20 protein-coding genes are annotated in these 25,026 nt (G+C 45.8%); 5 read left to right on the forward strand and 15 right to left on the reverse strand.

All coding sequences use genetic code 11. The features are described 5' to 3' along the window. Positions 1-40: 40 nt before the first annotated feature. The 10 genes from rnr to A3KS_RS0108555 form a co-directional block, all read right to left on the reverse strand. Positions 41-2,173, reverse strand: a complete 2,133-nt coding sequence (gene rnr, locus A3KS_RS0108510; protein WP_026394568.1) for a ribonuclease R — start codon at positions 2,171-2,173, stop codon at positions 41-43. Beyond that, on the reverse strand, positions 2,163-4,832 hold the full coding sequence (gene mutS / locus A3KS_RS0108515) for a DNA mismatch repair protein MutS (RefSeq protein WP_026394569.1): 2,670 nt from the start codon (positions 4,830-4,832) through the stop codon (positions 2,163-2,165). The genes rnr and mutS overlap by 11 nt, the downstream gene beginning before the upstream one ends. Beyond that, on the reverse strand, positions 4,786-6,204 hold the full coding sequence (gene miaB, locus A3KS_RS0108520) for a tRNA (N6-isopentenyl adenosine(37)-C2)-methylthiotransferase MiaB (RefSeq protein WP_026394570.1): 1,419 nt from the start codon (positions 6,202-6,204) through the stop codon (positions 4,786-4,788). The genes mutS and miaB overlap by 47 nt, the downstream gene beginning before the upstream one ends. A 62-nt stretch (positions 6,205-6,266) precedes the next feature. Then, positions 6,267-7,460: a cation diffusion facilitator family transporter gene (locus A3KS_RS0108525; protein WP_026394571.1), complete on the reverse strand. Its 1,194-nt coding sequence runs from the start codon at positions 7,458-7,460 to the stop codon at positions 6,267-6,269. 228 nt (positions 7,461-7,688) lie between these two features. Then, the gene (locus A3KS_RS0108530; protein ID WP_026394572.1) at positions 7,689-9,182 is read right to left on the reverse strand and encodes a bifunctional ADP-dependent NAD(P)H-hydrate dehydratase/NAD(P)H-hydrate epimerase; all 1,494 of its coding nucleotides are present in this window, start codon (positions 9,180-9,182) and stop codon (positions 7,689-7,691) included. 131 nt (positions 9,183-9,313) lie between these two features. After that, the gene (locus tag A3KS_RS0108535; protein ID WP_026394573.1) at positions 9,314-9,997 is read right to left on the reverse strand and encodes a peptidoglycan-binding domain-containing protein; all 684 of its coding nucleotides are present in this window, start codon (positions 9,995-9,997) and stop codon (positions 9,314-9,316) included. Beyond that, positions 9,990-10,727 carry a YebC/PmpR family DNA-binding transcriptional regulator gene (locus A3KS_RS0108540; RefSeq protein ID WP_026394574.1) on the reverse strand — a complete coding sequence of 246 codons (738 nt, stop codon included), beginning with the start codon at positions 10,725-10,727 and terminating at the stop codon, positions 9,990-9,992. The genes A3KS_RS0108535 and A3KS_RS0108540 overlap by 8 nt, the downstream gene beginning before the upstream one ends. An 83-nt stretch (positions 10,728-10,810) precedes the next feature. Next, positions 10,811-11,614, reverse strand: a complete 804-nt coding sequence (locus A3KS_RS0108545; RefSeq protein ID WP_026394575.1) for a GTP pyrophosphokinase — start codon at positions 11,612-11,614, stop codon at positions 10,811-10,813. 5 nt (positions 11,615-11,619) lie between these two features. Beyond that, the gene (gene mnmL / locus A3KS_RS0108550) at positions 11,620-12,555 is read right to left on the reverse strand and encodes a tRNA modification radical SAM protein MnmL/YtqA (protein ID WP_026394576.1); all 936 of its coding nucleotides are present in this window, start codon (positions 12,553-12,555) and stop codon (positions 11,620-11,622) included. A 71-nt stretch (positions 12,556-12,626) separates the two neighbouring features. After that, entirely contained in the window at positions 12,627-13,037 is a 411-nt protein-coding gene (locus A3KS_RS0108555) for a hypothetical protein (RefSeq protein WP_026394577.1), read from the reverse strand. Positions 13,038-13,177: 140 nt separating this feature from the next. Between A3KS_RS0108555 and A3KS_RS0108560 the strand changes: the two genes are divergently transcribed. The 3 genes from A3KS_RS0108560 to A3KS_RS0108570 all read left to right on the forward strand — a co-directional run bounded on the left by A3KS_RS0108560 (position 13,178) and on the right by A3KS_RS0108570 (position 16,158). Further along, positions 13,178-13,960, forward strand: a complete 783-nt coding sequence (locus tag A3KS_RS0108560; RefSeq protein ID WP_026394578.1) for a PP2C family protein-serine/threonine phosphatase — start codon at positions 13,178-13,180, stop codon at positions 13,958-13,960. A gap of 93 nt (positions 13,961-14,053) precedes the next feature. Further along, positions 14,054-15,190, forward strand: coding sequence for an MGDG synthase family glycosyltransferase (locus tag A3KS_RS0108565; RefSeq protein WP_026394579.1), 1,137 nt, complete (start codon positions 14,054-14,056; stop codon positions 15,188-15,190). A 122-nt stretch (positions 15,191-15,312) separates the two neighbouring features. After that, positions 15,313-16,158, forward strand: a complete 846-nt coding sequence (locus A3KS_RS0108570; protein ID WP_026394580.1) for a DegV family protein — start codon at positions 15,313-15,315, stop codon at positions 16,156-16,158. Between the two features lie 95 nt (positions 16,159-16,253). Here A3KS_RS0108570 and A3KS_RS0108575 read toward each other — a convergent pair whose 3' ends face one another. Both A3KS_RS0108575 and leuS read right to left on the reverse strand, forming a co-directional pair. Next, a complete protein-coding gene (locus A3KS_RS0108575; RefSeq protein WP_026394581.1) occupies positions 16,254-16,718 on the reverse strand; it encodes an RNase H family protein in 465 nt (154 codons plus the stop codon). 5 nt (positions 16,719-16,723) lie between these two features. Then, positions 16,724-19,135, reverse strand: coding sequence for a leucine--tRNA ligase (gene leuS / locus A3KS_RS0108580; RefSeq protein WP_026394582.1), 2,412 nt, complete (start codon positions 19,133-19,135; stop codon positions 16,724-16,726). Positions 19,136-19,491: 356 nt separating this feature from the next. Between leuS and A3KS_RS0108585 the strand changes: the two genes are divergently transcribed. Together A3KS_RS0108585 and A3KS_RS0108590 are read left to right on the forward strand one after the other, a co-directional pair. Next, a complete protein-coding gene (locus A3KS_RS0108585; RefSeq protein WP_026394583.1) occupies positions 19,492-20,610 on the forward strand; it encodes an alanine/ornithine racemase family PLP-dependent enzyme in 1,119 nt (372 codons plus the stop codon). A 32-nt stretch (positions 20,611-20,642) separates the two neighbouring features. Further along, entirely contained in the window at positions 20,643-21,761 is a 1,119-nt protein-coding gene (locus tag A3KS_RS0108590) for an Ldh family oxidoreductase (RefSeq protein ID WP_026394584.1), read from the forward strand. 77 nt (positions 21,762-21,838) lie between these two features. On the opposite strand, the gene rbr is transcribed toward A3KS_RS0108590, so the two are convergent. From rbr to A3KS_RS20605, 3 genes are all read right to left on the reverse strand, one after another. Continuing rightward, positions 21,839-22,435: a rubrerythrin gene (gene rbr / locus A3KS_RS0108595; RefSeq protein WP_026394585.1), complete on the reverse strand. Its 597-nt coding sequence runs from the start codon at positions 22,433-22,435 to the stop codon at positions 21,839-21,841. A gap of 73 nt (positions 22,436-22,508) precedes the next feature. Continuing rightward, positions 22,509-24,290, reverse strand: coding sequence for a phosphoenolpyruvate carboxykinase (ATP) (locus A3KS_RS0108600; protein ID WP_051355757.1), 1,782 nt, complete (start codon positions 24,288-24,290; stop codon positions 22,509-22,511). Between the two features lie 9 nt (positions 24,291-24,299). Next, positions 24,300-24,950 carry an HAD hydrolase-like protein gene (locus A3KS_RS20605; protein WP_051355758.1) on the reverse strand — a complete coding sequence of 217 codons (651 nt, stop codon included), beginning with the start codon at positions 24,948-24,950 and terminating at the stop codon, positions 24,300-24,302. Positions 24,951-25,026 lie beyond the last annotated feature (76 nt).

A 25,026-nucleotide genomic window follows, 5' to 3' on the forward strand; every position in this document is an offset into this window, starting at 1 on the left:
TGTTCTTAGCTAGTTTTTTATTATAACACAGTTTTCTTAATTATTCAATAGGTTCAAAATCGATCTGTTTGGAACTCACGTCGGCTTTTGCCACTTTTATTCTGATTTCCTGGCCCAGTCTGAATATTTTGCCCCGATGTTCGCCAATATGTTGATGCAGATCAGGATCATAGTTATAAAAATCATCCTTTAAATCCTGAAGCCGCACCAGGCCTTCAATGGTGTTTTCCAGTTCGACAAAGAAGCCAAAGGAAGTGACGCCGCTGATCCGACCGGTAAATTCTTCACCAATATGGCGGGTCATGTACTCAGTCATCTTGAGCTTGGTGATTTCCCGCTCAATGTTTTCAGCGCGCCGCTCAGTTTCGGAGGCATGTTTGGCTACCGCTTCGATATTCGCCTCCAGATAATCCAGAGACTTTTTATTGATTTTACCGGTAATCGCCTTGGCCAGATAGCGGTGGACAAAGAGATCCGGGTAACGGCGGATCGGTGAGGTAAAGTGGGTATAAAAGCTTGCACCCAGGGCATAGTGACCGAGATTATGGCCTTCGTAAACAGCCTGCTGCATCGTTCGCAGCATCAGCAGGGTAATCACCCGCTCTTCATTTTTGCCGGCAATATCGGTTACCAGTTGCTGAAAGTCGTGTCCGGATGGTACCAGATCATCGTTTTTCCCCAGTTTAAAGCCGTAGCGATTGATAAATGTGCGGAAGGCCGCCAGCTTTTCGGGATGGGGTTCGGGATGATTCCGGAAAATGAAGGGCGCATCCAGTTTGGAAACATGCTCGGCGATGGTTTCATTACAGACCAGCATAAATTCTTCGATGATGCGGTGGGAGATTAACCGTTCGTCAATGACAATCTCCTCAGGAAACCCCTGTTGATCCAATAAAATCTTGGCTTCGGGAAAATCGAAATTGATGGCACCCCGGTTTAACCGGCGTTTGACCCGCAGGATTTCATGGAGTTCCTCCATCAGCACCAGATCGGTACGAAATGGTTTGAGGTCCGCGGCTTTGTCGATCCGGTCTTCCAGTAAGGCATCAACTTTTTTATAAGTCATTCGTGCCTTGGAACAGATCACCGATTTGAAGATATCATAATCCACCACCTGGCCATTTTTATCGATTTCCATTTCGCAACTGAAGGTCAGCCGATCTTTATTAGGCACCAGACTGCAGACGTCATTGGAAAGCTTGAAGGGTAACATCGGTACCACCCGATCCACCACATAAACGCTAGTCCCCCGATCCAGGGCAGACACATCAATCTCACTGCCTTGACGGACATAATGGCTGACATCGGCAATATGAACCCCCAACCCGAAGTTTCCGTTTTTCTTTTTATGGATCGAGACGGCGTCATCATAATCCTTGGCGTCATCCCCATCGATGGTAAAGATCTGTTCGTCCCGAAGATCCTTCCGTTTTGCCAGTTCTTCAGGGCTGATCCGGTCGCTTAATTGATTGGTTTCCCGTTCGACTTCATGGGCGAAATCCATGGGAATATCATATTCTTTTAAGACTGAAAGAATATCGATGCCCGGTTCATCCTCGTTGCCCAGAATTTCTAGAATTTCCCCTTCCGGGTTTTTTCCTTTATCCGACCAGGAGACAATCCGGGTAACCACTTTATCACCATTAACAGCCTTCTTGCCGTGTCGTTCGGGAATAAAAATATCCTTACAGAGCCGATCATTATCGGGTACCACAAAGCCGAAGCCCTTGCCTTTTTCATATCGGCCGATGATTTTTTTATGACCCCGGTCAATGATTTCCACCACTTCCCCTTCCGGTCTTTTTTCACCGGGCTTGGACGTTAAGCGGACCCACACCGTATCCATATCGAGGGCGCCATGGAGGTACTTTTCGGGAATAAAGACGTCTTCGGAAAAAATCGTATAGTCAGGAATGACAAAGCCGAAGCCCCGCTGGTTACCGCGCAGGACCCCCACGATTTTAGGTGAATCATCGGTTTTTTGGTACCCGCCATTTTGATCTTTTGCTACTCTGGCTTTTATTTCCAGCTCTTTGAGTACATGAGACAGCATCTGCCGGTCTTTCTTTTTTGACAGTCCGATAAAGTCTGATAATTGATCAAAGGTCATATTTTTATACTTTTTGTCATTCATTAAACGCTTGACAATTCGTTTTAATTCTTTAGTTTTCATATTTTCTCCGATCATTTAGTTTTTTACGCAATTGGTCGATTTCATTCATAACTTCGATGGGACTCATTTCGTTTATATTCATTTCCCGGATCACGCCGAGAGCAGCTTCTTCCTCGGCAGTCATGGCTTTAGCAACATCAAAAAAGTTCAGTTGAGCACCTTTGCCACCAGATAGAACAGTCGGTTCTGCCACCAGCAACTCCTGCCGGTAGGTATCTTCGCCAGATTCCAGATGGCCGAGAATTTCCTGAGCCCGCCGGGTCACCCCAGCCGGAAAACCGGCCAGCTTGGCCACTTCGATGCCGTAGCTCTGGTCAGCTGGACCGGGAATGATCTTTCGCAGAAAGATCACCCCGTCGGGGGTCTCTTTGAGCCGGATGCTGAAATTTTTGATTCCTGATTTTAGAGTCTCCAGTTCGGTCAACTCATGGTAATGGGTGGCAAACAGGGTTTTGGCCCCGATACTGTCTTCGTTATGGAGATATTCCACCACTGCCCAGGCAATACTGATGCCGTCAAAGGTGGAAGTCCCCCGGCCGATTTCGTCCAGAATCACCAGACTGCGGCTGGTGGCATTTTTTAAAATATTAGCCACCTCAGTCATTTCCACCATAAAGGTACTCTGACCACTGGCCAGATCGTCACTGGCCCCGACCCGGGTGAAAATCCGATCGACCACCCCAATGGCCGCGGCATCCGCCGGGACAAAGGAGCCGATCTGGGCCATCAGGGTAATAATCGCCACCTGTCGGATAAAGGTCGACTTACCGGCCATATTGGGCCCGGTGATGATCAGCATCCGCTGGTCATCCTGATTGAGCAAACAGTCGTTGCCGATAAAATGGTTGGTACCAATCATGTCCTCCACCACTGGATGACGGCCATTTTGGATCATCAGGGTATTATCTTCCGTAATTTCCGGACAGATGTAGCGATTTTGCAGGGCCACGGTGGCCAACGCATAAATGGCGTCAAGCTCGGCTACTTCCCGGGCTTTCTGCTGAATGCGCGGGATTTCAGCCAGCAAACCGTCACGGATTTCCTGAAACACCTGAGTTTCACAACGGAGCAAGCCCTCCTGGGCCCCGAGAATCTTGCTTTCCATTTCCTTCAGTTCCGGGGTAAAATAGCGCTCGGCATTGGCCAGGGTCTGTTTGCGGATATAGTCTTCCGGGACCTGGTCAAAGTTACTTTTGGTTACCTCAATAAAATACCCAAAAATGCGATTATATTTCACTTTCAGGTTTTTAATGCCGGTGCGTTCGCGCTCCCGGCATTCCAGATCACGGATCCAGTCCTGGCCTTTTTCGGCCGCTTCCCGAAATTCGTCGATTTCCTGATGGTAGCCAGTTTTGATCACATGGCCGTCTTTTAATACAATCGGCGCCTGCTCGTCGATGGACTTGTCAATCTGCTCCCAGACATCGGTGAGTAATTCATCGTGATCAAACAAACTACGCAGTTTTTCCGAACCCAACAACGCCACAAAATCCTGAATCAGCGGCAGCGCCCCCAGCGATTGTTTCAGCGCCAGTAAATCCCGGGGATTAATGGTCCCAAAGGCCAGTTTACCACAGAGCCGTTCCAGATCATAAACCTTGGTCATGATCGTTTTAAACGCCGGCAGATGAGCGGCGTTGCTGTAAAAAGCCGAGACGCCCCCTTGTCGTTCCAAGATCGCATCACGATTTAACAGCGGTGCCTCCACCCAACGGCGCAGGGTTCGTCCGCCCATGGCGGTGATGGTTTTGTCCAGCACGCCCAGCAGGCTGCCCTTTTTTTCCAGGGTTCTGAGGGTCTGGGTCAGCTCCAGATTGCGCCGGGTCGATAAATCCAGGACCATATAGTCCTTGCTGTTATAATAGCGGATCGTCTTAATATGGGTCAGGGCCCGTTTCTGGGTTTCATCCAGATAGAGCAGCAGCGCCCCGGCGGCGGCGATGGCATGATCCCGACGCTCCAAATCCAGGGCGCCGAGGGCAAAGACCTGAAACTGATCGGTGATCCGCTTGCTACCGTTTTTAACCGAAAAGTATTTTTCCGGATAAAGACTGGCCAGAATTCCAAAACTGTTTTCAATCAGTGCCAGAGCCTGGCTATCCCTAAACAGTGCCGGATTGAGGATTACCTCGGCCGGCAGTAACCGCCCGATTTCATCGGATAGCTGGGACAGCCATTGTTCCCGGGTCTTGGCCGCGATCTGGGTAACATAAAAATCCCCGGTGGAAACGTCCAGACTGGCCAGACCGAGGGTATTATTTTCCAGAAACAGCGCCATCAGGTAATTGTTTTTCTTTGATTCCAGTAATTTGCCTTCAGAAATGGTGCCTGGTGAAATAACCCGGATAATTTCCCGGCGGACAATCCCTTTGGCTTCTTTAGGGTCTTCCATCTGCTCACAGATGGCGACCTTGTAGCCTTTTTCAACCAGACGGGTGATGTAATTCTGAGCCGCATGATGGGGTACCCCGCACATCGGCGCCCGTTCTTCCAGCCCGCAATCGCGGCCGGTCAGGGCTATTTCCAGCTCACGGGAGGCCGTCAGGGCATCATCAAAAAACATTTCATAAAAGTCGCCCATACGAAAGAAAAGGAGGGCATCGGGAACCTCCTCATGAATTTGCAGGTATTGGGTCATCATGGGTGTCAGCTGCGCCATGGGTGTCCTCCTGTTCGATTTTTTCGCCATCCAGACTAAAGGTTTTGGCGGCGGTGATCTTAACCATCACCTGGGTGCCGATATCTGCCGGATCGCCGGGAAAATTGACCAGCTTGCTGGTCCGGGTTCGGCCAGTCATCCGCGCGGGGTTGTTGCGGCTGGGTTCTTCAACCAGCACTTCCACCACCTGACCTTGATAGGTTTGATTGATATCATGACTGATTCTATGCAGCACTTCCAGACAACGGTTAATTCGGTCGTGTTTGACCTCATCAGCAATCTGGTCGGCCATGGTGGCGGCCGGAGTGCCGGTACGAATCGAATATAAAAAGGTAAAGGCCGAATCAAATTGGCACAGTTCAATGACTTTGAGGGTTTCCAAAAAGTCTGCTTCGGTTTCGCCGGGAAAACCGACAATCAGATCGGTAGTGATCGCGACGCCGGGGATTTTTTCCCGGACGGCCCTGACCCGATCAAGAATATCTTCCTGGGTGTATTTCCGGTTCATCGCTTTTAAAACCCGGGTGCTGCCGGATTGGATCGGCAGATGAATATAGTTGCAGACCTTGTCGCAGGCGGCAATCGCATCGATGACCGCATCGCTGAGATCTTTAGGATGGGAGGTCATAAAGCGGATCCGTTTAAGGTTTTCGATGGTATTGAGTTCTCGCAGCAGTGCCGCGAAATTCACCGTTTCGTCGAGATCATTACCGTAGGAATTGACATTTTGGCCTAACAGCGTCACCTCCACGCAGCCATCGGCGACCAGGGCCTTAACCTCGGCAACAATCTTATCGGGCTGACGGCTGACTTCCCGACCCCGGGTGTAGGGCACAATACAATAGGTGCAGAAATTGTTGCAGCCATTCATAATCGTCACAAAGCCCTTGAAAGGATATTTCCGGTCCACCGGCAGATCTTCGACAATGGTGTCGGAATCATCCCAGACTTCCACCAACCGTTTGCCGTTGACCATGTAGTTATTAAGCAGCTCTGGAAACTGGTGGAGATTATGGGTCCCAAAAACCAGATCCACCTGAGGATATTTGCTGACAATCTGATTGACGATTTCCGGCTGCTGCATCATACAACCACAGACGGCCAGAATTAAATCGGGATTGGTTTTCTTAACGGTTTTATAGGCGCCGATATTACCAAAGACCCGTTCATCGGCATTTTCCCGGACCGAGCAGGTGTTGAGAATGACCAGACCGGCTTTGTTGACGTCCATTTCTTCGACATAACCCAGGGCTTTTAACATCCCGGATATTTTTTCTGAGTCGTTTTCGTTCATCTGGCATCCGAATGTGAAAATTCGAAAGCTTCGGGATGCGTTGTTGATAATTCGTTTTGCAGGTTTTTTCTTGCTCATGCTATTTTGATTCTCCTAAGATTTGACTAAAATATTAAATTATTGTATTTTTGTTAACGATACTAAACACAAAACTCATCCTCATTGGGGACATAGTGGTTGTAATCGACGGTAATAACGGCGTGATAGGCCGGATTTATTTTGTAAATTTCATTGGCTATCATAATGCTCAGTTCCTCATCGCTCCACTCCACATCAAAGGGCACCACCACATCAAAAATCAGATTGGAATGGTTATATCCCCACACCACCCGAAAATCGTGGATGTGAATGTCCGGTGAAATCCTGGCAATGGTCTGTTCCACCTGTTCTTTTAGATCATTGGTTTTTTCGTCGTTGGTGATAACCGGATCCAGATGAATAATCAGATGGATGTTCATGTCTTTTAGAAAGTCCCGCTCAATTTTGTCGATGACGCTGTGACTGATTAGTACATCCAGCTCTGCCGGAACCTCGCAGTGTACGGAGGCATAAATTTTACTTTCTCCGTAATTATGAATCATCAGATCATGAAGCCCGATGATGTGCTCATAGCCGAGGATTTTTTTATAAATCTGATCGACCAGTTCATTTGACGGGGCTGTTCCCAATAAGGGACTGATGGTTTCCCGGACCAGATTGATGCCGCTGATGATGATAAAGACTGCCACCACCACCCCCATGTAGCCATCCAGATCAAAACCGGTCAAATAAGTGACAATCGTGGCTACCAGTACAGCTGAGGTCGCCATGATATCGTTCCGGCTGTCAATGGCAGTGGCCAACAGAGTCAGCGAATTGATGGTTTTTCCAATTTTCCGATAAAACAAACATTGCCACAACTTGATTAGAATCGCCACGATCAAAACGACCACGCTGATGATGCTGAACTGAGGCAGTTCCGGATGCAGAATCTTATCAAAGGAACTCTGAATCAGCTGCAACCCCAGAAACAGAATAATAAACGAAACGACCAAGCCGGAAATGTACTCCATCCGCTGGTGTCCAAAGGGGTGATCGGCATCCGCCGGTTTGCCGGACAGTTTAAAGCCCAGCAGGGTTACCAGTGACGAGCCCGAATCGGACAGATTGTTGACCGCATCGGCGGTGATCGAAATGCTGTTAAACAGCAGACCCACAGTTATTTTGATCACGAACAACAGCAGATTTGACCCAATCCCCATGATGCTGGCCAGTTTTCCGTAGTTCTCGCGAACCCGGGAATTCCCGGTATTTTCATAATTTTTAATCAGTTTTCTTACTAATATATTTGTCACAAAGTTATTACCTTTCTGGATTAATCTGGTCTGATTCGATTCACTCTATGTATTAATCGCTGCGCCTGGCAATCGGCATCGCCAACGCCTGACTTGATTCTTGCTGATCAAGCCAACCCGCTAAATTTGAGTGAAATAGTCTATCCGATCATTATACCCTAAAATCATCAAATCACCAAACAAAGAGAAAAAAATCCCGGTTATTCCGGGATTTTCGTCGTTGAGCGCTTATTTTAAAACATATTTTAAGGATTCAATGATGCTGTGGGCGGTCAGGGTACTCTGGCCAAAGTTCGCGGCATAATAATCCCCGGCCTTGCCATGATAAAATACACCGGCCCGGGCGGCTTCAAACAGGTCGACATTTTGTCCGGCGATGCCGGCGATCATCCCGGCCAGAACATCGCCGCTGCCGCCGGTGGCCATGCCCGGATTGCCGGTGGAATTAAACCAGATTTCGCCATTGGTTCCAAATACCATAGTCCGATAACCTTTTAAAACCACCACCACCTGATATTCTATGGCAAACTTCTGACCATAGCCAATCGGATCTTTTAAGATATCTTCCCGGGGCACATCGATGAGCTTGGAAAACTCGGCAAAATGTGGGGTGATAACCACCGGAGTTTTCGATTCTTTTAAGGAGTCTACCACCACCGCCAGATGATGGATGCCATCGGCGTCAATAACTACTGGCAGGCTGCCTTCCAGTAAATGCTCCAGAATAAAGCTGTAATTCTTAGCCCGGCCAATGCCCGGTCCGATTAAAATCACCTTTTTGCGGTCGTATTTAATATCATCTGAGGTAATATTGCAGTCATAGGTTTTAATTAAAGCCTCTGCTGGGGCCCGGGCCACCACCGGGATATAAATATCCTGGGGGACATAGCAGGTCACCAACCCGCCGCCGCTTTTTAACGCCCCTTCAATCGATAGGATCCCGGCCCCGCTCATACCCTTGGAGCCGGCGATCACCACCACGGAACCGTAATCATATTTATGAGTATTCTTTTTTCGTTTCTGGGGAAACTTCAGATCACTTTCCTGGGTATAATGTTTCTCGTTGGGAATACTGTTTTCATCAACCCCGATATCAATCAGAACGGTATCACCAGTGTAATCCGGGCCATCATTTAACAAACAACCAGTTTTATAGTTCTGAATAACAATGGTTTTGTCAGCAAAGATTGCATTGCCGATATTGAGGCCAATATCGCCCCGTAGCCCGGAGGGGATGTCGATGGCTATTTTTTCATTTTCAAAATCATTCACCAGATTAAAGATTTGATTGTAAATTTCCGGTATCTCTTTATCCACCAGACCGGTGCCAAAGATGGCGTCGACAATATGGGTGGCCCGTTTCATGATCAGACTCAGATCCTCTAGATCAGCATCTTTCTGTAGGGCGCGAATGGGGATGTTTTTTTCTTCCAGTCGCTTCAGACTGATTCGATTATCCTCGGATAACTGTGTTTCTTCTGCGGTTAAAAAAAGATGGACGGTATAACCATCTTCGATCAAGGATCGGCCGATAACCAGCCCATCACCGCCATTATTACCCGGTCCGCAGAGAATGATAATCTGGGCATCTTCGTCGAGATCTTCCTTTATAATATCGGCACAAGCATGGCCGGCTCGTTCCATCAGTTCAATACTGGGTGTCCCGGCAGCTACGGTATGGCGATCCATAACGGCCATTTCTTTTGGTGTTACTACTTTCATTTCTTTCCTCTTTTCCCATGTGTGAAAATAATCTTATGATCAATTGTCATTATATCAAATAGAAAACTTTTGTAAACCATAAGAACAAGAAAGCCGCCAAATAATTGGCGGCTCCAGGTTGGTATTTAATTTTATCTTAATGCGTCCAGCGCTTTAATGGTTTTAGCATCCATTTTTCCGGTTTCGGTCAGACCGTTGGCTTTTTGGAAGGCCTTGACCGCCGTTTCGGTGGCATCGTCAAAAGTACCGGTGGCTGCTTCGGCGGCCAGATATTTCTGGGCCACTAAAATTTGCTGGTAGGTTTGCAGCACCTTACCGCTGTCACCTTTTTCAAATTTGATATCTTCAGCGACCAATGAAATTATAGTAGAACGATCCAGTTTACCGGATTGTTCCAGACCCTTCATCGCCTGGTAGGTTTTGATGGCTGTTTGTACCTCTTCCGTGATTTGATTAGAGGGCTGACTGATCAGGAATCCCAGTGAATATAAAATCTGCTGATATTCCAGGATCTCATCATTGGTGTCACCCAAGGCATACTCGGTAATCACGATGGTGGTGCCATCATCCGTTTTGATTTCAGTGGTTTTCTGATCTTCATCGGTTGTATCGGCATTGATGGTCAGGTTTGCCGGTTCCATGCCAACGGCAATGGAATAAACATCAGATATTCCGTGTTCTTCCATCGAAAGCTGATCAGCTGCCGAATAGACATCCTCGATCACAAAAGATGAGGTTAAAAAAATCAGAAAAAGTGTAAAAACAATATAAAGAATTACATCTTTAAATCGTTTGAAGGGAGTTTGCTTATTCATCATCCTCACCTGTCCAGTTGTGCCAAACTGCCTGAACATCTTCGTTGTCATCAAACATATCAATCATTTTCAACATTTTTTTGATTTCGGTGGCATCTGTCAGTTCAACTTCGGTGGCCGGGATCATTGCGATTTCGGCTGAGGCCAATTCGTAACCTTCTTTTTTCAGGACATCACAGACCTGCCCAAAATCGGCCGGTTCGGTACTGATTTCGTAGCCTTCATCGGCGGTTTCAATATCTTCCGCACCGGCATCCAGGGCTAGCATCATCAGGGCTTCTTCATCAATGTCATCCGTTTTTTCGATCATAATCTGACCTTTTTTGGTAAACAGGAATCCTACACAACCACTGGTGCCCAGATTTCCGCCATTTTTATCTAAAGCGTGACGGACATCGCCAGCAGTCCGGTTTTTATTATCAGTCAGGGTTTCAATAATCACCGCAACCCCACCTGGTCCGTATCCTTCATAGGTAATTTCTTCATAAACGCTGCCCTGTAACTCGCCGGCACCTTTTTTAACAGCCCGATCAATGTTTTCATTGGGCATATTTGCAGCCTTTGCTTTGACGATGGCTTCTTTCAGTTTTGCATTCATTTCCGGATCGCTGCCGCCCTCCCGGGATGCAACCGCAATATACTTTGCTAACTTGGTAAAGATTTGACCACGTTTCGCATCTGCTTTTCCTTTTTTGTGTTTAATAGTCGACCATTTTGAATGTCCAGACATCGACAACCTCCTTGATTTTTATATCATTTACAATTTGTTATTATAACATATTGTTCTTTTTTCACAAACATGTTTTTTATTTCTTAAACCTCAGACTCTATCTTATTCACTTCGGATTCCAGTTCTTTTCGTAACAAGATCAACTGAATAATATCTTCCTGGGCAAAAAGATCGTCAAAGATCTTTTCATAGTGGGAGGCCTTATCACCATGGTTCAGTTTGTACAAATGGCCAATATTGTCAAGAATACTGGTAACCAAACTGGATTTGAGACCAAACAGCCGCTGAGCACTTTGGATCTCCTCCCGGATCGATGACATTTCTCGATCCACATCATTTACCGCATTGGCCGCATTGATCAGCCTCGTTTTGATCGCTTCAGGAATGTTTTCCTTGTACTTATAATTTAAGGAATGCTCAATGATCGACCAGAAGTTCATGGCCAGGGTGCGGATCTGAATTTCTACGAGAATGGACTGATTTCCGGACACACAAAAAACCGGGTAACGGATAATCAGATGATAGCTTTTATAGCCACTGGCCTTCGCTTCACTAAGATAATCTTTAACCTTCACGACTTCCATATCACAATTGCTTCTTTTTCTAATCAGCTCAACGACTTCGTAGATATCATCTTCAAACTGGCACATAATCCGAATCCCGGCGATATCCTGAATGGTCTCTTCCAGAGATTCAATATCAACGCCATAGTTATGTATTTTTTCCAGAATGCTGGCGACACTCTTAACCCGGCCGTACACCGACTCAATCGGTGAGTATTCGCCGATTTTTTCGTATTGTTCTTTTAAGCTCGTAAATTTTAAAACGATCTCATCCACTGCCTGATGATAAGGGATGAGAAATTCTTGCCAATATTTAGTTCCCAAGGACTTTACCTCTTATTATTCATCCCAGTGAATTTTCTTCCCTGGTAATTATTTTCCCGCTTCATTTGAGCTTCGAGCTCGTCTTTAATTTTCCACCAGCTGGTATTCCAGTTGGTAATGACAGAGTCCTCTTTGGGAACCCGGCCAATCAGTCGCTGAACAACAATTTCCGGATCTAAATGCTCCAGAAATAAGATCGCCCGAGCGATATAGTCATCCTTTGTGAAAAGGGTCAGTTTTTTTTCATCATACCACTGTTTTAAAACAGTACCTTTTTCAATGTATAAACTGTGGCATTTTACAAAATTGGTGCCCTTGCGGGATAGTAGCTCAGCTCCGTTGATAACGTCTTCTTCGCGGTCCCAGGGTAAATCTAAAATCATATGGGTGCAGCTTAACAGACCCGCTGCTTTGATCCGATCAATGGCCTGTTCATACTCAGCCAGGGTATGGCCCCGTTTTATAGTTTTCAGGGTTTCTTGATTGACGCTCTGCAAGCCCAATTCGATGGTCACATCGATGGCCTGTTCAGTTTTGATTGTTTCCAGAAATTTCAGCTGCTCGTCGGTGATACAATCCGGGCGGGTTGAAATAGAAATCTCTACTACATCCGGTCGAATAGCCTCCCGGACCCATTTTTGAAAGTCTGAGAATTCACAGTAGGTGTTTGAAAAACTCTGGAAATAAGGAATAAACTTTTTTGCATGATAGCGTTTTCCGATATACGCGGTATTTCGCTCGATTTGCTCCGTTACGGATAGCTGGTCGGACAGGGTTTCGTTCCCCCCACCTTTGGCCCCACAATAGACACAACCTCCGGTCCCTTTGGTGCCATCACGGTTAGGACAGGTCACCGGAATATTAACCGGAATCTTATAAACTTTTTCTCCGTACCGTTCTCTTAGCCAGACCGAATAAATATTATACAGCTTTTCTATCATTGGTTTTAAATTTCCTTAATAAGATTAAACAGACGAACCTTTTTATTGCTAATCAGGTTCGTCTGAAACATTTATATTAATTTAGTAACACATTCCGGCAATTCTTCTTTTTCACAGCTTAAACTGAGAACGAATTTTATATCATGTTTTTCGTTAATCTGTTGGATTTTTTCGACAATTTTGCAAATGTCTGCTGGTGACTGATAATCAATCAGTCTCAGTGTATTATCAATAAAAACAATTTTAACATCATAATTCTCTGCGATGACCCCGCTAATAAAGCCAAAAAGTTGATCTGATCCGACGATGCCAAACTCCTCCAGGTTTGTGAATCTGATTTTAGTATCTACTTTTACTCGATATTTGTCTCTGTCGTTAAGAAAAATGATATCCCCTTCGCAGGTCTCCAGCTCAGTGTTTGCCATGTCAATCATTTTTTTTGTTTTGCCGCTTCCTTTTGAACCGTATACAAATTCAATCATTTTAGACACCTCATTTCATATTGATAAGTTCATTATAAGGGTAAGTATCAATAATTTCAATCATTTTTAAAGAAATCAGCATAACATTTCAAAAATAATATGCTATAATAAATAAAATTGAATCTAACGGAGGTCACCGTTTGAATAACTCAGATCATTATGAATCCCTTGTGTCACTTTTTGATAAACAATTAGAATTCGCCCAGAACCTTCAAAAGAAGATAATTCCGTCCCCGGGGTCATTTGTATCGGATCACTATCATTTTTATAGTTATCTCCGACCCTTTCGTAAAGTAGGGGGCGATTTCTACGATTTTCATTTTATGGACAATGGCAAAATCAGTCTTTTAATCGCCGATGCAACTGGCCACGGCATTGACGCGGCAATGATCACCAGCATGATTAAACTCAGCTATTCCTATACCATGAAAGACAATCGCATCAATCAGTCTCCCAGCCTGGTTCTTAAACAGATTGAGTCTGATATCAGCCAGCAAATGGACAACACCTTTTTCACCGCCATTGCGCTTGTCTTTGATCCCCTAGAAGATATTTTATATTTTGCCAACGCCGGTCATCCCGACGCTGTTCTTTTAAAAGCCAGTCATAAGATTGAATTGCTAAAACCGAACCTGCCGATGCTGGGGCTGCAGCAATTTATGACAACGATGCACTATTTTGATATGCGTATCAATTTTTCCAGGGGTGATAAACTGCTTCTCTTTACCGACGGTCTCATTGATGCCAAAAATCCCGACCGCGAAGAGTTCTCCATGGAACGGGTTCTGTCTGTCATAAAAAAGAACGCCGACTCCCCCATTAACCTGATCGGCAGCCACATCATTGATGCCTGCGTCGATTTTAAACGGGAACAAGCCCCCTCGGACGACATCTGTATTTTAGGAATTGAGGTTGATGATTAGTTTTCTAATGGAAATCTAATCATTTCTGACTAAACTAATGGTATACGTTATTTGGAGATTTTTGTCAAAAATCTCGAGAAAGGACGGATTACCATGTTAGAACCTAAACGAATACTGATCTTAACCTGCTCCCACGGGTCGGGCCATAAAATGGTAGCCCAAACCCTTAAGGAGAGCTTTGAGGCTCGCGGTCATCTTGTCTCGGTCGAGGATCTGTTTGATAAAACCAATCCTACCCTCAACCGGATGATTGAAAAGTCCTATCTGCTTTCCTATTCCATTGGCAGCAGTTTTTACGAACGCGTTTATTACGATGTCGAAGAATATGCCCATAACAAATTTATGTACAATCTCTGGCATTTCACCAGTAAGGCGCTGTTAAAAATGGTCGCTGAATTTAAACCGGACTGTATCATCAATACTTACGGTTATACAATTTCGTCGATCCTTAAAGAAGAAAACTACCCGCATATTAAGCTTTTTACGGTCGTCACTGATTTTTGCATCCCCAAACCCTGGATCCATCAGGATACCGACCGCTACTATGTGGCCTGTGAAAATGTTGAAGAGACCCTGATCGGTGAAGGAATTCCCCTGCGAAAAATCTTAAAAACCGGAATTCCCATCCGCGATGCATTTTATGCCCGGGGCAACCGCAGTGCCATTATCAGTAAATATAACCTCGATCCCCATAAAAAAATCCTGATTATTTTTGCCGGAACCTATGGGGTTCTTAAAAACATCAAAGAGATCTGTCACCGCACCGATCAGATGGATAATCTCCAGACCATTGTCATTTGCGGTAAAAACCAGAGTCTCCAGCAGGAGCTTGAAATGGAAGATTTACCCAATACCCGGATTTTTGGTTTTGTTCCAGATATTCATGAATTTTATTCCGTCGGTGATTTAATGGTAACCAAGCCCGGGGGCATTACCCTCAGCGAAGTGGTGACCAAAAAAATTCCGGTGATTTTATACAACCCTACCCCCGGCCAGGAAGGCGAAAATGCCAATTGGTTTAAACGACAGGGTGCTGCCGTCGTCGCCAATAATTTTACCGAGCTTATTCTTGCCATCGATGCACTCAAGGAAAATGAAATCAAACGGTTTTCAATAAAAAATAGTCTCGGTAGAATCGACAATGGTCATGCAACCAGCCTGATCACCCAGGACGTTTTGAACCAGTTGAATATGCCAGATGTGATTCCTTACCTGACAGAATCCATTTAACCCAGCGAAAGATCTTTTTAAGCTTATTCGTTTACTATTGATCGATCAATTAAACGTGACTGTTGGTCTGAGTTGTAAGAATTTAATCTTAAAAGATAAACGATTGAAAAGAGGAATTTAATGTGAAACCACGAATAATCAGCGACAGCTCATGTGATTTGCCCAAGGATTTTCTGGAAAAGGACGGAATTGATTTTTCGCTCGTTCCTTTAAAAATAATTGTCGGCGATCACGAATTTATAGATGATGAAACCCTCAACACCAAAGAACTGATTGCCGCTATGAAGGCTGAAAAAACGGCAACCTCTTCTTCCTGCCCCTCCCCTGAGGATTTTGCGGCAGAGCTGCGAAAAAACAAAGAAAGCTATGTGATCACCATGACTTCGGGCTTAAGCGGCACCTACAACAGTGCCCGGGTCGCCCGAAACATGGTCCTTGAAGAAAATGATTCCCTGAAAATAAGTCTCTTTGATACCCACGCAACCTCACCGGTAATGATTTTAATGGTCATGAAACTGCGCGATCTGATCAAAGCCGGGGATATGGATTTTGACACCATCAGTGAAAAGCTGGCCCTCTATCTCGAGACCCTGAACCTGCGCTTCTTACTACAGGATCTTTCCAACCTGGTTAAAAGCGGACGAATGAACCGGGTGGCTGGTGCCGTGGCTTCGGTACTCTCGATTATGCCGATTTTCAGATCTGATGACAAGGGTGAAATCCAGCTGGTCACCAAGGCCCGGGGCATAAAAAAAGCACTGTCCGGTCTTGCCAACATGGTGGAAGAAAAAGTCCAGACCCAACCGCAATTTCCGGTGGTTATTACCCATTGCAACAATCTCAGCCAGGCCGAAACACTCAAAGATCTGCTGGAGAAACGGTTTGATCTCAAAGAAATCTACATCTTCCCGATGCACGGCTTAACAACCTACTATTCCAATGATAAAGGCCTTTTGATGGCATTTTGATTTAGACTTTAACTATGTCTAATATATCTACTCAATAAAAAAGACTTAAACCAAATTTTGGTTTAAGTCTTTTTTACTGTTATTATTTTTTTAATCTATTCCGCAAAGCGGTACTCATCCATGGCCTGATTTACCAATAAATCGGCCTGATTGTTATAGGGATTTTCGGCATGTCCTTTAACCTTGTGAAAGGTCACCTTGTGGCTGTTAACCAGCTGGTCCAGTTCGATCCAGATTTCCCGGTTTTTCAACGCCCCGGCTTTGCCCCGGGTCCAGTTCTTGGCCTTCCATCCGCCAATCCAATTCTGCAGATAGGCATTGACCACATAGGCCGAATCGCTGTAAATATGAACTTCGCAGGGCTCCTTTAACAACTTTAAACCTTCAATCACCGCCAACAACTCCATCTGGTTATTGGTGGTGTTTTCATAAGCCCGCTTGTACTCTTTGGTCACGTTTTTCTCGGGATAAATCAGCACGCCGCCAATGGCACCCAGATTTTCCCCTTCCTGTCCGTTACCACGGCAACCGCCATCAGTATAGAGGTGAATAACTTTCATCGTTGCTATTTTACCACGATATTGAAAATTTTTCCCGGGACATAAATCTCTTTGACAATGGTTTTACCCTGGGTATAGGCCATAATATTTTCCTGAGCCAGGGCAATCGCCTTGGCTTCGTCCTTATCGGCAGCAACTGGAATGGTAATCGTTCCGCGGACCTTGCCATTGATCTGAACAGCCATTTCGATCACATCGTCCACGGTTTTGGCTTCATCATATTGGGGCCAGGCCGCATCATCAAGCGTTCCACCCATCTCCATCTGCTGCCAGATTTCGGAGCTGATATGGGGTGCCACCGGATAGAGTAATTGCAAAAAGGTCTTAAAGGCATCCCGGGTAATTGAACCTTCCCGGTTGAATTCATTTAATAAGGTCATTAACGCGGCAATCGCGGTGTTGTATTTCATTTCTTCAAAATCATCATTGACTTTTTTAATGGTTTTATGAATCATTGATTCCAGTGCTTTACCATAGCCGGCTTCGTCGCTGACCATATCCTGAAGTTTCCAGACCCGATCGAGGAACCGTCGGCAGCCTTTGGCGCCGTTATCTGACCAGGGTGCTGCTTTTTCATAGTCCCCAATAAACATAATATAAGTTCTCAGGGTATCAGCCCCAAATTCCTCAATGATCACGTTGGGGTTGACCACATTTCCCTTGGATTTCGACATTTTTTCGCCGTCGTTGCCAAGAATCAAACCCTGGGCGGTTCGTTTGGCGTAAGGCTCACGCACTGGTACGCAACCAATATCAAACAGGAATTGATGCCAGAATCGGGAATAAAGCAAATGTCTTGTGACGTGTTCCATCCCGCCGTTGTACCAGTCCACCGGCATCCAGTATTTCAGTTTTTCCGGCGAGGCAAAGGCTTCGTCGTTTTTGTTATCAAAATAGCGCAAGAAGTACCAGCTGGAGCCAGCCCATTGCGGCATTGTATCAGTTTCCCGTTCGGCCGGACCGCCACACTCGGGACAGGTGGTTTCGTACCACTCGGGGATATTGGCCAGCGGCGATTTGCCGGTATCGGTGGGGGTATAACTTTCCACCATTGGCAATTCCAACGGCAGCTGATCCTCGGGTACCGGCACCATCCCACATTTTGGACAGTGAACAATCGGAATCGGTTCACCCCAATAACGCTGACGATTAAAGGCCCAGTCCTTCATTTTATAATTAATGGTGCGTTTGCCCAGTTTTTCCTGTTCCAGAAAGTCAATCGTTTTCTGGATCGCATCCTTAACTTCCATGCCGTTTAAAAAGCCGGAGTTGACCATTTCGCCAGAATCGGTATTGGTATAAGCCGCTTCGCTGACATCCCCGCCTTTGATCACTTCAATGATCGGCAAGTCAAATTTCTTGGCAAAATCCCAGTCCCGGTTATCATGGCCGGGAACCGCCATAATCGCCCCGGTACCATATCCCATCATGACGTAGTCAGCGATGAAAATGGGAATTTCGGTATTGGTCACCGGATTAATGGCCTGAATGCCTAAAATCCGTACCCCGGTTTTATCCTTAGCCAGCTGAACCCGCTCAAATTCAGTTTTGCGTTTCGCCTGATCCTGATAATCGACCAGTTCCGCCATATTGGTAATTGACGCCGACAAGTCGTTAATCAGCGGATGTTCGGGAGCGATAACCATAAAAGTGGCACCAAATAGGGTATCTGGTCGGGTTGTAAAGACCCGCAGGGCTTTGTCGTAACCGGCGATGGTAAAGTCGACTTCGGCACCCACCGATTTTCCAATCCAGTTTTCCTGTTCCAGGCGGATCCGGGGCAGATATTCGACATCATCTAGACCTTTGAGCAACTCTTCAGCATAGTTTCTGATTTTCAGGAACCAGACATCTTTTTCCATTTGAACTACTTCACTGCCACAGCGGTCACACTTGCCATCCCGGAAATCTTCGTTGGCCAGCACCACCTTGCAACCGTTACAGAAATTGACATAGGTTCGATCTCTAAAGGCCAGGCCATGCTTGAATAATTGTAAAAAAATCCATTGGGTCCATTTATAGTATTTGGGATCGGTGGTATCGATCTCTTTATCCCAGTCAAAGGCATAACCAATCCGTTTTAACTGATTGGTAAAGACGGCAATGTTCTCATCGGTCACTTCCCGGGGATGACGACCCGTTTGGATGGCGTAGTTTTCGGTGGGTAAACCAAAAGCATCCCAGCCAATCGGAAAGAGGACATTAAAGCCTTCCATGCGCCGTTTTCGGGCGATCACTTCCAGCGATGTATAGGCCCGGACATGACCCACATGGAGACCCACGCCAGATGGATAAGGAAATTCGACCAACCCGTAAAATTTTTCTTTGCTTGAGTTTTCTTCCATTCGGAAGGTCTCATTTTCCTCCCAATACTGCTGCCAGTGTGCTTCTATTTTTTTATGCTCATATGTTGACATATTTCCTCCATTTGCTCGCTTGCTCGTTTCTATTTTTTCGACGCTGAAATTTGTGAAACGGCCGTGAGCTTTGCTTTCTGAATTTTCTAATAACTGTATACTAGGTCTTATCACAAAACCCGTAAACAATCTTAATTAAACAATCTATCTTAAAACGGATTTTCGCCATTATGCGATTCACCGGCTTCAACTTGTTGCGAAAAAAAAATCCGCTCCCCCGCTAAGGGACGAACTTTTTCCTGTCTCCTAATGATGTTCATCCCTCATTATAAATAAGGGGGGAACCGCTGTCAATGATTTGTGCTTTTTTTTCGCTTATGGTATACTGGAGAACAGAAAACTGCAAAGGAGCATTTATGTATCCCTTACTTAAAATCAATAAGAAAAAAATATCGGAAAATACCCGAGCGATTATAAAGCGGACCAAAAAACTGGGAGTCGAGGTCACCGCGGTCACCAAGTGTACTGGCGGCAACTTGGAAATTGCCCAAGCCTTCCTGGACGGAGGGGCCACCTCGATTGGCGATTCCCGGATAAAAAACCTCAAAAACCTGGCCCCACTGGCCTGTGAAAAATGGCTGATCCGGGTGCCCATGCCCAGTGAGGTCAATCATACCGTTGCCTATGCCACCCTCTCACTAAACAGCGAAATAAAAACCATCCGACTGTTAGACCAGGCCGCCAAAGCCCAGGGCAAAACCCACGGCATCCTCTACATGCTTGACCTTGGCGATCTTCGTGAGGGTCTTTTTATTGGCGATGGCAATCCCGCCAAAGCTGAAATCGAATCACTGATTGCGGCCTCTTTCACAAAGCTGGAGCAGGATCTTACCGAAATTAAAACGATGGAAAACATCCATCTCCGGGGCATCGCCACCAACGCCACCTGCGTCGGGGCCACCATTCCTACCCCCCAAACCTTTGGAGCTTTTTTTAAGGTCAAAGCAATCCTCGAAGAAAAATATCAGCTCCCCTGCGAGATCGTTTCCGGCGGTAATTCCAGTGCTTACTATCTGGTCGATAATGAAACCCTGCCCGCCGAAATCAACAACCTCCGGCTGGGGGATGTGATCCTCTTTGGTCGGGAATCGGCCTATTATCACTGCTATGATTACCTCCATCAGGACGCCTTTATTCTGGATGTGGAAATTCTCGAACTTCAGGACAAACCCACCTACCCGGTGGGCGAAATCGGCCGTAACGCCTTTGGCGAAATCCCCGCCTTTGAGGACCAGGGGATCCGGCGGCGCGCCATCTGCGGCCTGGGCCGTCAGGACACTGACACCGACCATCTCTTCCCGCTGGTTTCCGGACTGACCATTGTCGGTTCCAGCTCCGACCATCTGGTCATCGACGTTACCGACGCCGAAACCACCTATCAGGTTGGCGACATCATCAGTCTGCGCTGCGACTACGTCGGCGCCCTGCACGCTGCCACCTCATCTTATGTTGACAAAATTGTTATCAACCAATAAATATAAAGAGCATTAGACAAGGAGAATTATTGATGAAAGACGAAACCACCTACCGCATCCCCTTTGACATTCTGGAAGCATTCATGACCGACGCCTTAAAAGGCATTGGGGTTCCTGAAGAAGACGCCAAGATCTGTGCCGACATCCTGATCACCTCAGACAAAAGGGGGATTGATTCCCACGGTATCGGCCGTTTAAAACCGATCTACTATGACCGGATCAAACAAGGCATCCAGAATCCAGTTACCGAATTTGAAGTGGTCAAAGACACCTTTACCACCGCCGTCATTGACGGTCACGATGGCATGGGCCACGTGATTGCCAAAAAAGCGATGCAAATGGCGATTGATAAAGCCAAGGTTTACGGCATGGGGATGACCGTGGTCCGTAATTCCACCCATTATGGTTTTGCCGGCTACTATCCGCTGATGGCCATCGAAAACAACATGATTGGGATGACCGGCACCAACGCCCGTCCTTCGATTGCGCCGACCTTTGGGGTCGAAAATATGCTGGGCACCAATCCGATTACCGTTGGAGTCCCCAGTGATGAACCTTTCCCCTTTGTGCTGGACTGTGCCACCTCGGTTTCGCAACGGGGCAAGATCGAAGTTTATGACCGCGAAAACAAGGACCTGCCCGATGGCTGGGTCATTGATCGCCAGGGGAACAGCCGGACTGATACCAAACAGATCCTCATCGATCTGGTTAAAGGCGAAGCCGCCCTGACCCCACTGGGCGGCATTGGCGAAGACACCGGCGGTTATAAGGGCTATGGTTATGCCACCTTTGTGGAAATCCTCTCGGCCGCCCTCCAAAGCGGTTCCTTCTTAAAAGGCCTGCTGGGTTTTGACGCCAACGGTCAGGCACAGCCCTACCACCTCGGTCATTTCTTTATTGCTATCAACATCGAAAACTTTACCGAACCCGAATCCTTTAAAAAAATCACCGGTGATATTTTAAGAGACCTGCGGGCCTCAGAAAAAATGCCCGGTCAGGAACGAATCTATACTGCCGGCGAAAAAGAATATGATGCCTGGCTGGATCGGAAAGACAAAGGAACCCCGGTCAACGATGCCCTGATTAAAGATATCCTCGACATCAAGGCGGAACTGGGTCTGGATCAATACCACTTCCCGTTTGAAAAATAATCCCTAAAAAACATAACCATTAAACAAAAGACACGGATCGATAACGATCCGTGTCTTTTTGGTAAAACGGTCTATTTTTAGTAGGTTTCGACAAATAGTTCAAAATAAGCCTGGGCATGTTTGCAGGCCGGACAGAGTTCAGGAGCTTCGGCGCCCTCGTGAATATAACCGCAATTGCCACATTTCCATTTCACCTCGCTAAACCGTTTGAAGGTTCGGCCCAGTTCAATGTTGGCTGCGAGTTTTAGATAGCGGGTTTCGTGAGCTTTTTCAGCAATACATACTTCCAGCCAGGTCTCAGCAATTTCATCAAATCCTTCTTCTTTGGCAATTTTGGCAAATTTGGGATAGAGCTCATTCCATTCTTCATTTTCTCCGGAAGCTGCATGTAATAAATTGTTTTTAGTATCTCCAAGTGCTACCGGAAAAGTCGCATTCACGGGAATTTCAACAGCATTGCCAGAAGTGTACTCATTGGCCGCAATATGCTTATAGAACAATTCACCATGCTCTTTTTCATTACCTGCTGTTTCGGTGAAAATTTCACTGATCTGAACATAACCCTCTTTTTTCGCGATCGATGCAAAATACGTATAACGCATTCTGGCCTGGCATTCGCCAACAAAAGATGTCATTAAATTTACTAACGTCTGTGTTCCTTGTAATTTACCCATTTTTTCCTCCCTTATAATGATTATAAACTTACTCTTATTATATACCAGCTTTCAGAGAAATGAAACATTTTAATTATTCTGATTTATTTAATTCATCAATAAACTGAACCAGCGCCTGGGCAGCCAGGAAAGGACCATTCTGTTCGTACCCGGGAATCCCCAGTTGGGTCCTTATCATCCCGATTTGAACACCGGTTTCGCGCATCTTTTTAAATGTTTTTCTGGCAATCTTTTCATGCTCTTCTTTTAACTGAACGGCGCCAAAGGGATTGGCAAAGTAGGTGGTGGTGATCCCCACTTCTCCGGTGGTACCCTTGGCCATTCGTTTACCTTCGGAAAAGACCGCATAGGCTTCGTCCAGATCATCAAACAGTTCAATCGGCGGAGCCGATTCCCCTATTTCTTCGTAATTATTAATATAGAAAACATAGTCCACCCGGGTCGATTTAGCAATCTCCTCATAGGACATTTGTGGTACGATAACCCGGGCATTGACAATGTTCGGGTTCATAAAAATACTGCGGTCCATGGTGCTGTAGGCGTAACCCGGCTGAAGATCATCCAAACGGACAAAGGCGCCGATTTCGGTGCCCACGGCCATCAGTTCGCCTTCTTTGTTAAAGTGGAGTGAGCCCATATCGTCGATCAGTATATCAAAGTCGCAGGCCAGCTCCTTGGGAAGTTTATTGATGGCTTCCAGGGTTTCTGATTTGCCGGCGCCACTATCACCGATCAGCATCACATTTGCTGATTTTCGGCCGCCCACCCGGATTTTGGCAAAGGCACCATGAACGGGCATCGCTTTTTTTTCAATCTGAATGATATTGTGCAGGGTGAGCATCATTTTCTTCATATAACCAAAATAGTCAATATGGGGGTTGTCGGGGATCAGACCATAATAGACATCATCCTCTTTGGTTACGTAACCGAGTTTTTCATCATCTTCGAAGAGGACCTCGTCCAAGCCAAAGAAAACCACCGCATCCGGTTTTTGCTTGGTAAATTCTTCCGGGGTGGCCATTTCAAAGAGGTTGAACAAACCGGCCCCCAGAGCCAGATACTCTTTTTGAACATAAACAATCGCCAGCAATCGCCCGACCTTCATCGGAATGGCAAACCATTCGTCACAGTCCAAGTAGAATTTCTGTAAAATACGCTTGTCTTTGACCGGAAAGATCCCATCCCGTTTACTTGACTGGGTATAGAAAATAACCGGTGGTTCAAAGATCGCTTCCCAGACGTAGGGCACCTGGTAAAGTGAATCATTTTTACTTTTAACACCCCGGTCAAATTCAAATTTATCCGTTAAAAAGGCCACCTGGGCTCCGCTGGGCAACTGCCGGTAAATGCTGACGCTCTTCCCGGTGACATTGAAATGGATATTACGATAGAGATCGAGAACCATTTTTTTGAACGCATCATTGTTGGATGCCAGCGAATGAGCCTTTGAACGCTTTGTTTTTTCATCCGAACTGTATTCATCGGTTTTGATCATAAATCGCTGAATACTTCGCCAGTAGTTGTAAAACCCTTCCAGAAAGCCCAGAAACAGCTGGGAATATTCTTCATAGGTGAATTGAATATCAAAATAGCCGGATTGGATGATTTCGTCCAGGGAATTAATATTCAACAGATAAACAAAATCAATAAAAGCGGTTTCGTTAAATTCGCCTTTATTATTTTCAAACGGCTCCAGGGTCTTTAATAGATAAGATTTTTTTACCGTCAGTTCGTCAATAAAGGTTTTGACCAATTTCCGGAACAGGGTCGACTTAATTAGCTGACCAAAATTAGTGAATTTTAAATCGCCTTTAATTAAAGCTGTCCGTTCCAAATTTATGTTTTTAGATTCCATCGTGTCCTCCTATTTTATAATTTTCAGTAATTCATTGATGCTGGCGATCAGGTGGGTAGCTCCGGCCTGTCGCAGTTCATCTTCACTACCGCAGCCGTAGGTCACACCGACGGAATCGATGCCCACTTCGCTGGCACCAATAATATCATAGTGACGATCACCGACCATTAAGACGTCCGCTAAATCCTGGACATCATTATCTTCCAACAGATCGGTGATGATTTCTTTTTTATTGCTGCGGGTGCCATCATTATAGGTACCATAGACCCGGTCAATCTGGATATCGAGCTTCAAACTGTCTATTATCTTGCGGGCATTATTTTCATTTTTAGTTGTGGCCACGCCTAAAAAGCGTCCACTAGTATAGAGGGCATGAACTGTTTCTTTGACGCCCTGGTAAAGCTGGGCCTGATACATCTGACCATTGCCAACATATTCCTCCAGGTAAAATTCATAACCTTGACGGGCTTCAGCCAGAGAAAATCCATAGACTTCCTGAAAGGTTTTAAGAATCGGCGGACCGATCAAGGGCTCGATATCGATAATTTTCGGATTAGGCACATGCATTTTTCCCAAAGCATATTCAAAAGAACATCGCACCGTTTCCTTAGAATCGATGAGTGTTCCGTCTAGATCGAATAGAATGTGTGAATATTTCATTATTTCTCCTTGTATAGGTTTCTCTAACACCGCTGACAACTTTTTGTTTGTATTAATTATAATATAGAAGGATCAG

The organism is Acetobacterium malicum subsp. dehalogenans DSM 11527 (assembly GCF_000472665.1).
Lineage (GTDB): Bacteria > Bacillota > Clostridia > Eubacteriales > Eubacteriaceae > Acetobacterium > Acetobacterium malicum.